Origin of the sequence: Paenibacillus vietnamensis (genome assembly GCF_020169515.1) — a bacterium.
GTDB classification, from domain to species: domain Bacteria; phylum Bacillota; class Bacilli; order Paenibacillales; family Paenibacillaceae; genus Pristimantibacillus; species Pristimantibacillus vietnamensis.
On record NZ_JAHMHW010000005.1, the window covers coordinates 154,822 to 169,816 of the forward strand.

The following is a 14,995-nucleotide window of genomic DNA, read 5'->3' on the forward strand; positions in this document are numbered from 1 at the left end:
ATGGCGCGGCAATCGATGCGGCAGCGCGCACTGCTGACAGTGCTGGCGGCGGCGCTGGCGATTACGGGCTGCGAGGCGGTCCAGAAACCGGAGGCGATTCAGATGAGCGATTATCAAACGACTTACAGGAACCCTTTTCCCAAGCTGGAGGAAGAATGGGAGGATTACGGCAATGGAGATCCGTTTGTCCTGCGGCATGACGGGAAGTATTACTTGTACGTGAGCACGAAGGATCACCGCGTCGGCATCAAAGCCTGGGAATCGGACGATCTCGTGAACTGGCGTTACGCGGGGCTCGTGACGGAAGACCCCGTCTCAACAGGGGCCTACGCACCGGAGGTCGTCTATTGGAACGGTACTTTTTATTTATATACATCCCCTGCAGGCCGGGGGCATTATGTCTTCCGTTCCGAGTCGCCGACGGGACCGTTCGAGCGGATCACGGACAATCTTGGCATGAGCATCGACGGTTCTGTATTCATCGACGACGACGGTTCCTGGACGTTTACGCATGCGGGCACCGAAGGGATCGTCGGCGTGCCGATGGACGGGCCGTCGGCATTCGGGTACGGCGGCGTGATTCCAGGCGTTTTTCTAGGGCATTGGACGGAAGGCTCCATGATTATCAAACGGAACGGCACGTACTACATGACGTTCACGGGCAATCATGTGTTCAGCAAGGGGTATCGGATTCAATATGCGGTCGCCAAGGATTCGCCTACGGGGCCATACATGGTGCCCGCAAACAATCCAATCGTCATCAGCACCGATCCGGATTTTTACGGACTTGGCCACAGCTCGACGGTAATGGGACCGAACCTCGACTCCCATTACATCGTCTATCACAATCTGGTCGGACGATCCGCGGAAGGTCCGCCGGTGCGCCGCATGAATATCGACCGATTGGTATTTAACGGGGATATCATGGACGTATTGGGCCCGTCGAAGGACGATCAGCCCGTTCCCGCCAGGCCGGATTTCGAGGCCCGCCTGAGCGGCGGCGTCAATGGCGCCAAAACGGGCTTTGCCGCCGCCGGCGACGGTTTTTTTATCGGCGATGAGGCCGCATCGGAACCGTTCACGGCGGAATATAATTTCCGGCTGACAGAGGAAGCCGCTGCGGATACCCGCGTGGGCGCCGTCTTCAGTTATACCGACGAATCGAATTACGGGCTTGCGGAGCTGAATCCGTCCGAAGGGCGGCTGACAGTTGCCTTTGTTTCAGGCGGGGAGCGCCGGATAATAGGAGAAGCCAATTTGCCGGACGATACGGATTATACGAAGCTTCACTCGATTCGCGTAGAGAATGGCGAGAAGATGCTGCGCGTTAACGTCGATGGGCTGCTGAAAGTGGAAATTGAAGGTGCCGGAGCAGGGGCAGGGAAAATTGGCTATTGGCAGCAAGCGGCTTCGCCCGTCTATTCCTATACCGCTTTCGTGAACCATGCGGATGGCAGCAGCGATTTTGAAGCGGCCAAAACCGTGCCGGGCACCATTCAAGCCGTTCATTACCTGAAGGGAGAGAACCGGGGCTTTGAGGTGAAGGAACGTGCGGCGGCGCCGGAGCTGAGGCAGCGGGATGGTACGGCGATTAGGCAGGCAGACGACGGTTCCTTTGCCGTCGAGCTGACAGGGAAAGGTGATTGGCTCCGTTATATCGTCAACGTCTCGGAGACAGGCACATATTCGTTCGAGCCGACGGTGGACACGGCAGGAGGCGAACGCTCCGTCGAGCTGCTCGTCGACGACAGGAAGGCCGGCAAGTTCGGCATTGACGCAGACCGGTACGCTGAAGCGTCGGAGTGGGCCAAGGTGCGCGCAGGAACCGTCGTGCTGGAGAAAGGAATCCATACGATCGCTGTGAAGCTTGCCGGCAGCAAACTCGGTCTCAAGAAGCTGACGTTCTCGCGGACCGAAGCGGCGTCCGGCCGATTGGAGGATGTGCTGTCCGATGCCGGAGCGGATGAGATCCACGGCGTCTGGCAGCTGAACGGCGGAGTATACGCCGGGGCGGAAGACGGCGACGTCAAGCTGTACGGCGGCAGTAAGCTTTGGGCGGACTATGCGGTCGAAACGACCGTCACGGCGGGCGAAGATCCGACGGGCGAGGCGGGCATCCTCATCCGGGCTTCGAACGAATCCGACTTTCCCGATCAGGTGAAGGATTCACTCATGGGGTATTTCGTTGCAGTGTCGGCAAACAAGCTGCTGCTCTACAAGCATAACTACGATTCGGAGCTGATCGCGGCGGCAAAGGTTGAGCTGTCAAGCGGGCAGTCCACGAAGCTCAGGGTGGAGGCAGAAGGCGGTTCCATTCGGGTATACGTTGGCGGAGGAAAATCTGCGGCACTGGCGTATGACGATCCGGACGCGTTTCTTCAAGGAAAGACAGGTCTCCGATCCGTCTATGCCAAGGATATCGCTTTCGGCGAGCTGAACGTAGAAGCGATCGGAAAGTAACAATGACTGTGCGGGACAAGGATTGAGAACTGGACGGTTAGATACAGATAGGTACAGATAGACAGATAGATATAGACCATCGATCGTAAGATCGGTTAGGAGAAGAGATCATGACGAATACGACAACACGAAACGATTATCCCCGTCCGCAGTTCGTGCGGGGGAATTGGCTTAATCTGAACGGCAGCTGGGAGTTCAGGTTCGACGATGAGGATGCGGGAATGCGCGGAGGCTGGCATACGGGCATCCGCTTCGAAAGAACGATCCAGGTGCCGTTCTGCTACCAGAGCGAGCTCAGCGGCATCGGGGAAAAAGAGTTTCACGATTTGGTCTGGTACCGTAAAACCTTTCAGTTACCGGATGACTACAAGGGTAAGCGGCTGCTTCTTCACTTCGGCGCAGTTGATTATGCTGCCTGGGTATGGGTGAACGGACACCTCGTCGCAGCGCACGAAGGAGGTCATACCCCTTTCACAGCGGATATTACGACCGCGGCTTCGGACGGTGCGAACGAAATTGTCGTCAAGGTGCGCGATTACAGCAAGGACGTCACGCTTCCGCGCGGCAAGCAATACTGGAAGGAACAGTCCGAGATGGTATTCTACACCCGGACGACGGGCATCTGGCAGACGGTATGGCTGGAGGCCGTATCGGACAGCTACCTGGAGCGCGTCATGATGACGCCGGACATCGACCGGAACGAAATTGGCATTCGCGTGTTTACGGAAGGCTGGAAGCCTGGACTGAAGCTGCGTATGCTGATCAAGTTCCAAGGCGAGCGGGTTTCCGAGGATTTGTTCGAGCTTGGCGGCGAGGAGGAGGCGCGGGCCATCAGGCTCCATGATTTCAACGACCATGGCCTTGGCCGCTGGTGGACGCCGGAGAAGCCGAATTTGTACGACGTGACGTTTCACCTGCTGGATGGCGGGGTGGTATTGGACGAAGTGGAAAGCTATTTCGGCATGCGCAAAATCTCAATTGAAGATGGGAAGGTATGCCTGAACAACCGGCCGTATTACATGAAGCTGGTCCTTGATCAGGGATATTTTCCCGGGGGGCTGCTGACAGCCGGCTCGGACGATGAGCTTCGCCGTGACGTGGAGCTGATGAAGATGATGGGCTTCAATGGAGCGCGCAAGCATCAGAAAATTGAGGATCCGAGATACTTGTATTGGTGCGATAAGCTCGGCCTGCTGGTCTGGGGGGAGATGGCGAACGCATATCAGTTCTCCGAAACGTATGTCCGCCGGATTACACAGGAATGGCAGGAGGCGGTGAAGCGAGACTACAACCATCCCTGTATCGTCGTCTGGCTGCCGATCAACGAAAGCTGGGGCGTGCCGAACATGCTGATCGACAAGCGTCAGCAGGAGCATACGCTGGCGATGTATTATTTGACCAAATCGCTGGACGGCACGCGGCTCGTCTTGTCCAACGACGGCTGGGAGCATACGAAGTCGGATCTGGCGACCATTCACGATTACGAATGGCGGCGCGAGGTGCTGAAGAGCAGGTACGAAACGGCACAGTCTGCGGTGGACAGCATCGCGCAGAACCGCTGGATTTATGTACCCGGTTATTCATACAACGGCGAGCCGCTTCACGTGTCGGAGTTCGGAGGTATTTCGTTCCGCAAGGGCGGTGCGCCCGGCTGGGGTTACTCGGCTGCAGCCGACGAAGCGGATTTTCTGCGCAGGATCCTGGACGTAGTGCAGCCTCTTCTGGAGTCGAAGGCCGTGCAAGGATATTGCTACACCCAGCTGACGGATGTGGAGCAGGAAATTAACGGACTGCTGACATTTGACCGCAAGCCGAAGCTGCCGCTCGAGGTCATACGGGCGATCAACGAAGGCAAGACGCCGAGCCTGGAAGCTGAGGGAGCAAGTAAAGCCGGACAACATCAAGCGATGGAGGCGGCGAGATGACCAGTCATGTTTATATTCCGAATTATCCGAGGCCGCAATTCGTCAGAAAAGAATGGACCGACTTGAACGGTGAATGGCGGTTCCGGTTCGACGATGAAGGCCTAGGCGAAGTAGCGGGCTGGTACAACGGTTTGGAAGCGCCGATGATGATTCGCGTGCCGTTCACGTACGAGTCGAAAGCGAGCGGCATCGGCGAGGAATCGTTCCATTCCCGCGTGTGGTACGAACGGGAGTTTGCCGTTCCCGGGGAGCAGCAGAATAAACGGACGATTCTGCGTTTTCAGGCCGTCGATTACCGCGCCAGCGTGTGGGTCAACGGCAGCTATGTCGGCACTCATGAAGGCGGTTATTCGGCTTTTTCTTTTGATATTACGCGGTTTCTGAAGGCCGGCGGACCAAATCTGCTCAGCGTGGAAGCTGAGGATAGCGAAAGCCCGGTACAGCCGAGAGGCAAGCAGCGGTGGATCAGGGACAGCTTCGGCTGCTGGTATGTCCAGAGTACAGGCATCTGGCAATCCGTGTGGCTTGAATACGCTTCTGCTGAGCGGCTGGATAGAGTGCGCATGACGCCGGATATCGACAACTATACGATCCGCTTCGAATACAAGGTGCTTGGTGCGGCTGAAGGAAGCGGCCTTACGCTAACGACAAAGGTTTCTTTCGGCGGCCGCCCCGTCAAGGAGGTGTCGATCGCGGCGGACCGCGGGAGCCTTGCACTGGACATCAACTTGGCAAACCTTGGTATCAGCGAATGGTTCATCAAGCTATGGCATCCTAATCATCCCGACCTGTACGACGTTGAATTCGAGCTGCGGAAGGACGGCGAGGTCGTGGACCGCGTCTTCTCCTATTTCGGCATGCGCAAAATATCGATTGAAAAAGGGCGCGTCCTGTTGAACAACGTGCCGATCGAGCAGCGGCTGCTGCTGGACCAGGGCTATTGGGCGGAGTCGCATCTGACGCCGCCTTCGGAGGAAGCACTCCTTCTCGATATCGACCGGACGCTTGAGATGGGCTTTAACGGCGTGCGCAAGCATCAGAAGCTGGAGGATCCCCGCTTCCTATACTGGTGCGACCGTAAGGGATTGCTGGTCTGGTCCGAGATGGCGGCAGCTTACGAGTTCAACGCCGAAGCCGTCAGCAGGTTCGCGAAGGAATGGCTTGACATTGTGGAGCAGCATTACAACCATCCGTGTATCGTAACATGGGTGCCGTTTAACGAATCGTGGGGCGTCATGAATATTTTGACGGATCGCAAGCAGCAGCAGTTCACGGAGGGCATCTACCATCTTACGAAATCGGTGGACCCGACCCGTCCTGTCATCGTCAATGACGGCTGGGAGCATACCGTTTCGGATATCATCACGCTGCACGACTACGAGGAATCGGGCGAACGTTTCCTGGCGCGTTACAGCAAAAAGGATGCGATTCTGAATAACGAAATCAGCCATAACGGTTTTAAGTTCGCATTCGCGAATGGCTACGCCTACAAGGGACAGCCGATTCTGATCAGCGAATACGGCGGCATCGCTTTTACGACCGATAAGGGCTGGGGTTACGGCAACCAAGTGAAGACGGAGGAGGAATTTTTGGAGCGGTTCCGAAGCATCACGAATGCGATCAAGGATACCGACTACGTCTGCGGATACTGCTATACGCAGCTCTCCGACGTCCAGCAGGAGGTCAACGGCCTGCTGACGGAGACACGGAAGCCGAAGGTCGACCTCACGAAAATAAAGGAAATCAATTTGAGATCGCCTTTGTAGCAAACACTGGCTGATAAGCAGGCTCATTGGATATGCAGCCATATTTTTGAATCAAACTAATGACCCGTAAGATGACAGCTTCAATCGTGAAGCCTCCGTTCTTACGGGTCATTGTATTACGCAAAGCGGTTATTTTTTCGAACGTTTTTTGGAAGAGACTTTAGCGGACTTCCTGCGTTTCGCGCTCGAGACCATCACATTTTTCTCCGTGTGTGTATAAAGGTGTTTATAGACAGGGCAGCAATGATGCTGCTTCACCGTTTCAATATTTTGAATGACATTCACAAGCTGAGGATGGTAGTAGTCTTCGTATACCGTAATCGGAGGATCATAGACCGTCTGAGTCGGACAATCCGGACAAAAGTCTGCGTCGCTTAGGCCGGCTACTTGCCCTTTATTCATGCCGCCAACATTGCCCATACCCATAGGGCTTACGTTGCCCATACCCATAGGGCCGACATTGCCCATGCCCATGGGGCTAACGTTGCCCATACCCATAGGGGCGACATTGCCCGTACCCATGGGGCTAACGTTACCCATACCCATGGCACCGACGTTGCCCATACCCATGCCGCCTGCATTGCCCATACTATTACGCTTCAAAGTGATAATCTCCTTCCTGTTTTGGAATACAACTTATTGTATTCGCAAAGAGGAGAGATGACCTGTACACTTGACCTGCAAGGCATTGGCCCCCAGTGCTTATGCGGTCTGGAGGCCGGGAGAATTGCCCGGTCTATTCTACGCCCGAGATGCGCCAAGGCGACTGGGGCGATTGTCTTTGGAAGGAAAAACGGTATTTTCCGTTTTGCGGGGATTGACCTTTTTTCTCGAAGGAGACGGACAGCACGACTTCTGCGGTTAAGCGGTCCCCGTACAAATTATCCGCTGATCGCCCTTTGCTTTTGGACTTGGAAGACACTTCCTCGCGGATCGAGTCCAGCGAATCCATTTCCGCCTCGATAGCGGACAAACGCTCCTCCTCCAGCCCCTTGCCCAAATGCCACAGGAGCTCGGCTTCCTTGTGGTTCATGGCGGCAATAAACGTTTTGGCAAGCGAAGAAGGCGATAAACCGTCGAAATAGGCGTCCAAATCCCCGGCTGCCTTATGAACCATGAGCTGATGGGCAAGATCGGGACGGTCCGATTTGTGCGTGCTGCTCAAATAAAAATGAATGCAGGAATGGCCGGAAAAGCCGTTATCCGGTATTCCGTCGCCGCCGTGCGGCATGCCGTTCATCGAAGCCGCGATCCATTCCTCGCCGGCGTGAACGAGTACGGCTTTCCGGTTCCAGCTCCATTTGTCCGCGTAAATCTGCTTCATGACCTTCGTATCTTCCTTCGTCAACGGCTGTACGTCGGCATGATCGCTTCCCGCGCGTCTCTGTACCCGGAACGTCAGCCCGCTCTCGATATCCGTCACCGAAAAAATGCTTTTCCTCGGCAAAATCCGCTCGGCTTCATCCCAAGCGATCAGCTTTCCGTAATGCTGGTTTCTCAATGCGCCGGCGCACCGCAGCAAAAGAGCCGCTGCATGCTCGGGCATGACAATACGCTCCCCGCCGTTTGCCGCGCTCCATAAACTCCCATTTGTTTCAAGCCGGTAGTAAGTTCCACCATCGAAGGGATCGCCTTCAGTTCCCTTATTGGCACCAGCCTGTGCGACCGTCAGCTCGATGTCCCGCAGCAGGTCCGCGGAAGGCGCTTGCTCCGTCTTCGCTTTGCCTAAGGCCTTCGCAAGCTCGTTGCTGGTAAAGGTCAGCTCGCTGGCGAAATCCGCTTTTTTGCTTGTACGCACGGTCATTGTAATGCTGGTTTGATCTGTTTTTTTGCTTTCTGCAGCCGCAGACGGCCCAGCCAGAAAAAGTATGCTGAATAGCATCGCTGCGGTTACAAATGCAGCCCATTTTACCGCCGTTTGTCTCATTTCCGATCCCTCCGCCTGAAAAATTCGCTCTCTCCAGTATTTTTTAAAATATAAGAATTTATTACGTTGAGCGGTTGGCGGGATTTGTCAAAATCAGCCTTCAGGCCTTCCGGTGCATGTGTATGTCCGTACCTTTTTTGAACCATACTAAGTCGGTTACTTTTGGATGAGGAGCTGACGTTACATTGGGATGGAACTGGCTATTAGCCATACTATTAATGATGCAGCCCGCGGAGCGTCCGGATACGCTGGTCATCGAACGGGAAGGGCAGCCAATCGCTGAATTCAGGAACAAGGATTATATCCATCCTCTTCCGGGAGTTCCGCTCGTGGACGATGATAAGCTGAACAAGCTGATGGACAGCGTGGACAAAAAAACCGAGCGCAAGCCGGTTAACGCGAAGCTGGACGGAGCGGGCAGAATCGTTCCGGAGACGACAGGCAGCAGGCTGGATCGGATGAGTCTGAAACGGCAGCTTTATGGCTTTGTTTTCGAAGGGACGGTACAGAAGCTGGAGGTTCCGCTGATTACGACCTACCCGAAGGTGGACAGCGAAATTTTGTCTGCGATCAAGGTCAAGCGGATCGGTCAGTACGTGACCTATTACAATAACCGCAACAAAAACCGTTCTTATAATATCGCCTTGGCCGCCAAAGCCATCAATAACCATGTCGTGTTTCCGGGCGAAAAGTTTTCATTTAACGAGGTGGTCGGGAAACGGACGAAGGATAAGGGGTATTTGCGGGCTCCCGTCATCGTGCGGGGCGAAGTTTATGAGGATGTAGGCGGCGGCATTTGCCAAATTTCATCGACCCTGTTCAACGCTGCAGACCGGGCCGGACTCAAAATTGTCGAACGGTACTCCCACAGCCGCAACGTTCCTTACGTTCCGCCGGGCCGTGACGCGACGGTAAGCTGGTATGGTCCGGATTTTGTGTTCAAGAACAACTACAACCAGCCGATCTTGATCCGCGCTTATGCGGGCAACGGACAGGTCAGCATCGTGCTTTGCTCCTCCGAGCTGCTGGAGGTGAAGAAGCGCGAGGTGCCGAGCGCCTCGAAGAAGCTTCCGGAGGAAATCAGGCTGGATATGAACGTGAACGGCAGGGAGCCGTAAGTTTTGTTAGATGCGGCCGGTTTGGCAGCTCCGCTGGGCTGCCGGGCCGGCTTTTTTACTGAGGGAGGCTTTGTGAGAGTTGCCAACTTCGCGGCCGTTTTTCAGCTGAGAGAGTTGGGAGGAGTAATTGGATTTATTACAGCTAATTTTTCGCATGGTCTTATCCTGGAGTAAATAACGGGATACTACGTATTTAAATCGACGGAAATATCCAAATCGGCGCGTTAGGGTCGGAATAACTACGAAGAATACAGATATGTTGCCCGAATGCGGTTCAGTTACGAAATTAAGGATATGAAATCCAGTTATGAAACAGATGGGAGATGGAAGAGGATGCAGCGGGACGGCTGAAAAATCCGATTGACAAACCTTGGGGTTTCACATAAAGTAAAGTTATGTAAACGTTTACGTTTATGCAAGGAACGATAGAATGTCAAACATAGGTGTGAGATTATGAGCGATAGCAAAAATATAAGCATCAAAGACGTGGCGAAGCACGCCAATGTATCGACGGCTACCGTGTCGCACGTCATTAACGGCACCCGGTTCGTCTCCGAGGAAACGAAGCGGAAGGTGCATCAGGCGATGGATGATTTGAATTACCGGATCAATTCCGTCGCCCGTTCGTTAAGAAGCCGAAAATCGCATGTCATCGCGTTTCTGGCTCCGATTCTGGCCTCGGAAACGTCGAATTACTTTTTTATGTCGGTTGCGGCGGGAATCCAGAGCGTGCTGAAGCAGCACCGTTACCATCTCGTGCTAAGCGATTCGCATGAAGAGGAGGAGTACGAAACGGACGAAATCCGGATGCTCGGCTCCCAGATGATCGACGGCCTTATAATGGCGCCTTCAAGCAGAGGGCTCGATTATGAGCGATTGTTCGGCGACTATCCGGTCGTCTATCTGGACAGGGTGCCAAGCGACAGCGAGCGTGACTGCGTAGTCGTCGACAACAAAACGGTTTCCAAGGAAGCCGTGCAAACACTGATCGGCAAAGGGCATAAGCGGATTGCTTATATTTCCGGGCCGAATACGCTGACAACGACGGAGGAAAGGTTCGCCGGCTATCTCGAAGCGCTTTCTGAGGCTGGACTGGAAGCGGCGTCGGAGCTGATCAGCATGGGTGAGGTTTCGCTGAACAGCGGTTACAAGCTGGCAGAGACGCTGATGGTGCACGAGCCTACGGCTATTTTCGTATCGGACAACGTCATGGCGATGGGCGTCATGTTCTATTTGCAGGAGAAGCAAATCCATGTGCCCGGGCAAGTCGCGGTTGTCGCCTATGACGAGTTCCAGTGGACCCGCATCACGTCGCCGCCGCTTACGGTTATCGAGCAGCCGGCGTTCGAGCTTGGCGTGAAGGCGGCCGAGGTGATGCTGGACCGGATCGATAATGCGGATGCGCCCGTACAGGAGCATCGTTTAAATGCCAAATTGATAGTCAGACAGTCGATCTGACTATTCTTTTTAGCTGTTACGTAAACGTTTGCGTAAACGATTATCAGAATTGGAGGTGATGTTTTATTCAACTACCCGATTAAGCCGCGAACGGACAAGCAGGAAGCAGTGCAGGAAGCAGTTAAGTAAGCAGGAGCAAGCATTCGGAACGTTGCCGCCGGTCTAAGCCGGATCGCGATTCGTGCGTTACATAATGTTAACGCTTACAACTTAGGAAGCATGCAACCAGCCGCGGCCGCTGCGACGAAAAAAAGCAGACCAAATCGGGAGGCGTATGCATGAAAAGAAGGAACAGGTTGAGGAAGCTTGGTTTACTAGCGCTAATGATGACTTTGGCGGCTCCACAGATGATTTTCCCGGAAATAGCGGCAGCCGCGGTGACGAAGATCGCCGAATGGAAGCTGAATGAAGGAAGCGGGAACGTGACGAAGGAAGAGATCAGCGCGGTGAACGATCCCGTGAACTATGTGTTCAACAATGCCGTTTACAAGCCGTCAAGCGATCCGGTCTGGAGGGAGGACGGAATCGCGGGCAAGGCGCTGCTGTTCGACGGCTACTCGAACTGGGTGACGCATGACCCGATCTCGACGCCTTCCAGCGCAATGACGGTGGAAGCCTGGGTAGCGCCGCGCGCGTATGAGTGGGGCGACGGGGGCATTTTGTCAGCGGTGGTCAACCAGCACGACAAGGGCGCCAAGGAGGGTTTTATACTAGGCGTCTTCAGACACGGCACATGGTCCTTCCAGATCGGCACCGGGGGAAACTGGTATGAGGTATGGTGCTATGAGCCGCTGCCCAAAAACGAATGGTCGCATCTCGCAGCGACGGTCGACGGTACCGCAGGCACGATGAAGCTGTATTTGAACGGCAAGCAGGTTGCGGAGAGCGCGATTCCCGCCAACTCCACGATCGCCCATTCTTCGAACGACCTGCTGATCGGCAAAAATAATCAGAGCACGCCGCTTGCCGTTTTTCCGCTTAATATGTTCAACGGCTTGATCGACGAGGTGAACGTGTACAACGGCGCTTTTACGGCATCGGAGGCGCAAACCGCCTATGACAGCCGTTTGTCGGCGCTGGGCGGCAATTTGCCGACACCGAACCTGAGCTTCGACCGGAGCGTCTATGACGGCGACAAGCACCGGCCGATCTATCATGCCGTTGCGCCGGGCCATTGGATGAACGAGCCGCATGCCCCGCTCTATTACAACGGACAATACCATCTGTTCTATCAAAATAACCCCCAAGGCCCGTACTGGCACAACATGCACTGGGGGCATTGGGTCAGCGACGACATGGTGCACTGGCGCGACCTTCCGCCGGCAATCGCGCCCGGGCTGTTCCAGGTCGATCCCGACGGGGATTGGACGGGCAGCGCCGTCATCGACGACTTCGGCAACCCGACGCTGTTCTTCACGGCAGGCAACGATTCCAGGCCTTATATGAACAGCAATCAGAATGTCGGCGTTGCGAGAAGCACGGTCCAAACCGACGGCGACAATGACTTGAAGCGCTGGGTGAAGGAATCGAAGCTGGCGATTACCCAGCAATCCGGCCAGGGCATTCCGGGAGAGTTCCGCGACCCTTACGTCTTCAAGGACGGCTCGACCTGGTTTTTGCTGAATGGGACAGGCATCTCGGGACAAGGCGGAACGGCTGCCGTCTATTCGACGACGGATCCGAAGCTCATGAACTGGACGTACCGCGGACCGTTATACCAAGCGGACATGACGGCCTACCCGTTCCTCGGTCCCGTATGGGAGCTCCCGATTTTGCTTCCGCTCGGCGGCGGCAAGCATTTGTTCGCCGTAAGTCCCGTTGGGACCGGTGCGGACGTGGAGGTGTATTACTGGATCGGCACCTGGAACGCTTCGACGGCGACGTTCTCGCCGGACAACGATGCTCCGCAGCTGATGGACTTCGGAGATTTTCATTTCACGGGACCGAGCGCCTTTACGGATCCGGTTACGGGACGGAATATCATGTTCACGATCGCACAGGGCCAGAGGACGTCGCAGCAGGATTCCGATCTCGGCTGGGCGCATAATGCGGGCCTGCCGGTGGAGCTTCAATTGCGCTCAGACGGCAGGCTGGGCATCAATCCGATTGCCGAGCTGCAAAGCCTCAGAGGAGATCAGCTGCTTAACATTACGACCGATACAAGCTTCTCCGATGCCAATGCGGCGCTGTCCTCCATCACCGGCGACACGCTGGAGATCGAGCTTGAGCTCGACCGGGGTTCGGCGGACAACGTGGGCATGAAGGTGCGGAAATCGCCGAACGGCGAGGAAGAGACGACACTCTTCTATAAGAACAGCAACAAGGAATTCGGCGTCGACCGTACCAAAACGGTTGCCGGCGAGAACAAGGGTTTTCAGTACGGCACCGTCGATATCGGCAGCGAAAACGTGAAGATGCGTATCTTCCTTGACAAGTCGATGATTGAAGCCTATTTGAACGGACTGAAATCGGTCACGACCAGAGCCTATTCGACGCGGAGCGACGCCCAGGGGCTTCAGCTGTGGGGCAATGCGGATACCAACACGATCACAGTCAAAAAGCTGAAGGTTTGGCGCATGAACTCGGCTTACGAGCACGTGCCGGTAACGGGAGTGTCGATTTCTCCGTCGGCGCTTCAGGTTTCCGCAGGCGGCCAAAAAACGCTGCAGGCAGTCGTTGCACCGGCGAACGCGACGAACAAAAGCGTCGTCTGGACGTCAAGCCAGCCTTCCGTCGCGACGGTCGTGAACGGCAGGGTAACGGGCAAAGCGCCGGGTACGGCCGTCATTACAGCCACAACGAGAGACGGCGCGAAGCTGGCGGCAAGAACCGTAACGGTCGTAAACCCGCCGCCATCCGTCAACCTCTTTAACGGCGGCTTCGAGGAGGGCGATCTGAGCGGCTGGACGGTGGAAAGCGGGACGGCATTCTCGAATACCGCAGTTACGAATCAAACGACCTTCTGGGGGACGCAGCCGTTTAACCAGACGGGCACCTATCATCTGTGGGGGCATTTGAGCGGAGGCGACGCCGCCACGGGAGCGATGAAGTCGGATACGTTCAGGCTCGGCGGGAACGGCCAGATCAGCCTGAAGGTCGGCGGCGGCTCCGACATTGACAAGCTGTACGTGTCGTTCGTCCGCGCATCCGACGGCAAGGAGCTGTACCGGACGAGCGGGCCGGGCACCTACTGGGATTGGCAGAACAGCAAGGGCGCGACGGAGGCGTACACGCAACGGAGCTGGGATGCTACGGCGTATATCGGAACGGAGATGTATATCAAGGTTGTGGATGACAGAACCGACGCTTGGGGACATCTAAATGTCGACGATTTTATAGTTCCGGTTCAGACCGGCTCAAGCGTGACGGGAACGCTGAAAAACCATGATTTCGAAAGCGGCGATTTGACAGGCTGGACGGTCGTGAGCGGCAATGCATTCAGCGCTGCCGATGTGACCGCCGACACGGGCTGGGGCTGGGGAGGCCCGTTTGGCCAAAGCGGCTCCAAGCACCTGTGGGGCTTTAAAGACGGCGGCGACTCGCAGACCGGGGAGCTGAGGAGCGACAGCTTTATTCTGGGCGGCAGCGGATCGATCGATTTCCTGATTGGTGGAGGAAATAACTTGAACGGATTGTACGTGGCGCTGGTCAGGGCGTCCAACGATGCTGTGCTTATGAAGGCGACCGGGTCTAACAACGAAGCTTATACGAGGGTGAACTGGGACGCTTCGGCCTACGTCGGTGCGGAGTGCTATATCCAAATCGTCGATCAGTCGGCGGGCAGTTTCGGTCACTTGAACGTGGACGATATGAACGTGCCGGTGCAGGCGCAGGTAACGGGAATCGCGAACCACGATTTCGAGACCGGGAATTTGGCGGACTGGACGGTCGTGAGCGGCAATGCTTTCAGTGCCGCCGATGTCACGGCCGATACCGGCTGGGGCTGGGGAGGCCCGTTTGGCCAAAACGGCTCCTATCACCTTTGGGGCTTTAAGGACGGGGGAGATAGCCAGACGGGTGTCATCCGTTCGTTGGACTTCGTGCTTGGCGGAAGCGGAGCGGTCGATTTTCTGATCGGCGGCGGCAGCGACTCCGCGAACCTGTACGTTGCTTTGGTCCGGGCGTCGGACGGCACCGAGCTGATGAAGGCGACGGGCTCGGACGACGAAGCCTATACCCGGGTAAATTGGAACGCGGAGCATTACGTCGGCGAGAGCTGCTACATCAAAATCGTCGATCAGTCGACGGGCGCCTTCGGCCATCTGAACGTGGACGATGTGAATGTTCAGGCTGCGGCGGGCTGAGTGGACTAAGGCTTTGTAAGCTTCGGAGGCTGGCCCG

The 14,995-nt window shown here is 55.8% G+C and carries 8 protein-coding genes; 6 read left to right on the forward strand and 2 right to left on the reverse strand.

Features of this window, described 5'->3' with window-relative positions:
* From KP806_RS13140 to KP806_RS13150, 3 genes are all read left to right on the forward strand, one after another.
* A complete protein-coding gene (locus tag KP806_RS13140; RefSeq protein ID WP_224724145.1) occupies positions 1-2,460 on the forward strand; it encodes a family 43 glycosylhydrolase in 2,460 nt (819 codons plus the stop codon).
* A 110-nt stretch (positions 2,461-2,570) separates the two neighbouring features.
* Positions 2,571-4,385, forward strand: a complete 1,815-nt coding sequence (locus tag KP806_RS13145; RefSeq protein WP_224724146.1) for a glycoside hydrolase family 2 protein — start codon at positions 2,571-2,573, stop codon at positions 4,383-4,385.
* On the forward strand, positions 4,382-6,151 hold the full coding sequence (locus tag KP806_RS13150; RefSeq protein ID WP_224724147.1) for a glycoside hydrolase family 2 protein: 1,770 nt from the start codon (positions 4,382-4,384) through the stop codon (positions 6,149-6,151). Before KP806_RS13145 ends, KP806_RS13150 begins: the two co-directional genes overlap by 4 nt.
* Before the next feature lie 129 nt (positions 6,152-6,280).
* Here the strand turns inward: KP806_RS13150 and KP806_RS13155 are convergent, their stop codons facing one another.
* Together KP806_RS13155 and KP806_RS13160 are read right to left on the reverse strand one after the other, a co-directional pair.
* Entirely contained in the window at positions 6,281-6,754 is a 474-nt protein-coding gene (locus tag KP806_RS13155; RefSeq protein ID WP_224724148.1) for a hypothetical protein, read from the reverse strand.
* Between the two features lie 133 nt (positions 6,755-6,887).
* Positions 6,888-8,078 carry a hypothetical protein gene (locus tag KP806_RS13160; protein WP_224724149.1) on the reverse strand — a complete coding sequence of 397 codons (1,191 nt, stop codon included), beginning with the start codon at positions 8,076-8,078 and terminating at the stop codon, positions 6,888-6,890.
* A gap of 218 nt (positions 8,079-8,296) precedes the next feature.
* Between KP806_RS13160 and KP806_RS13165 the strand changes: the two genes are divergently transcribed.
* From KP806_RS13165 to KP806_RS13175, 3 genes are all read left to right on the forward strand, one after another.
* Complete coding sequence (locus tag KP806_RS13165) at positions 8,297-9,196, forward strand: VanW family protein (protein ID WP_397376398.1); 900 nt, start codon at positions 8,297-8,299, stop codon at positions 9,194-9,196.
* Between the two features lie 453 nt (positions 9,197-9,649).
* Positions 9,650-10,654, forward strand: a complete 1,005-nt coding sequence (locus KP806_RS13170; RefSeq protein WP_224724151.1) for a LacI family DNA-binding transcriptional regulator — start codon at positions 9,650-9,652, stop codon at positions 10,652-10,654.
* A gap of 347 nt (positions 10,655-11,001) precedes the next feature.
* On the forward strand, positions 11,002-14,958 hold the full coding sequence (locus KP806_RS13175; RefSeq protein ID WP_397376399.1) for a GH32 C-terminal domain-containing protein: 3,957 nt from the start codon (positions 11,002-11,004) through the stop codon (positions 14,956-14,958).
* Positions 14,959-14,995 lie beyond the last annotated feature (37 nt).

What these genes read in the sequence shown, in the direction of transcription:
- KP806_RS13145 (WP_224724146.1), top strand. Translation starts at nt 2,571, where the DNA reads ATGACGAATACGACAACACGAAACGATTATCCCCGTCCGCAGTTCGTG.
- KP806_RS13175 (WP_397376399.1), top strand. Translation starts at nt 11,002, where the DNA reads ATGATTTTCCCGGAAATAGCGGCAGCCGCGGTGACGAAGATCGCCGAA.
- KP806_RS13150 (WP_224724147.1), top strand. Translation starts at nt 4,382, where the DNA reads ATGACCAGTCATGTTTATATTCCGAATTATCCGAGGCCGCAATTCGTC.
- KP806_RS13160 (WP_224724149.1), bottom strand. Translation starts at nt 8,078, where the DNA reads ATGAGACAAACGGCGGTAAAATGGGCTGCATTTGTAACCGCAGCGATG.
- KP806_RS13140 (WP_224724145.1), top strand. Translation starts at nt 1, where the DNA reads ATGGCGCGGCAATCGATGCGGCAGCGCGCACTGCTGACAGTGCTGGCG.
- KP806_RS13170 (WP_224724151.1), top strand. Translation starts at nt 9,650, where the DNA reads ATGAGCGATAGCAAAAATATAAGCATCAAAGACGTGGCGAAGCACGCC.
- KP806_RS13165 (WP_397376398.1), top strand. Translation starts at nt 8,297, where the DNA reads ATGATGCAGCCCGCGGAGCGTCCGGATACGCTGGTCATCGAACGGGAA.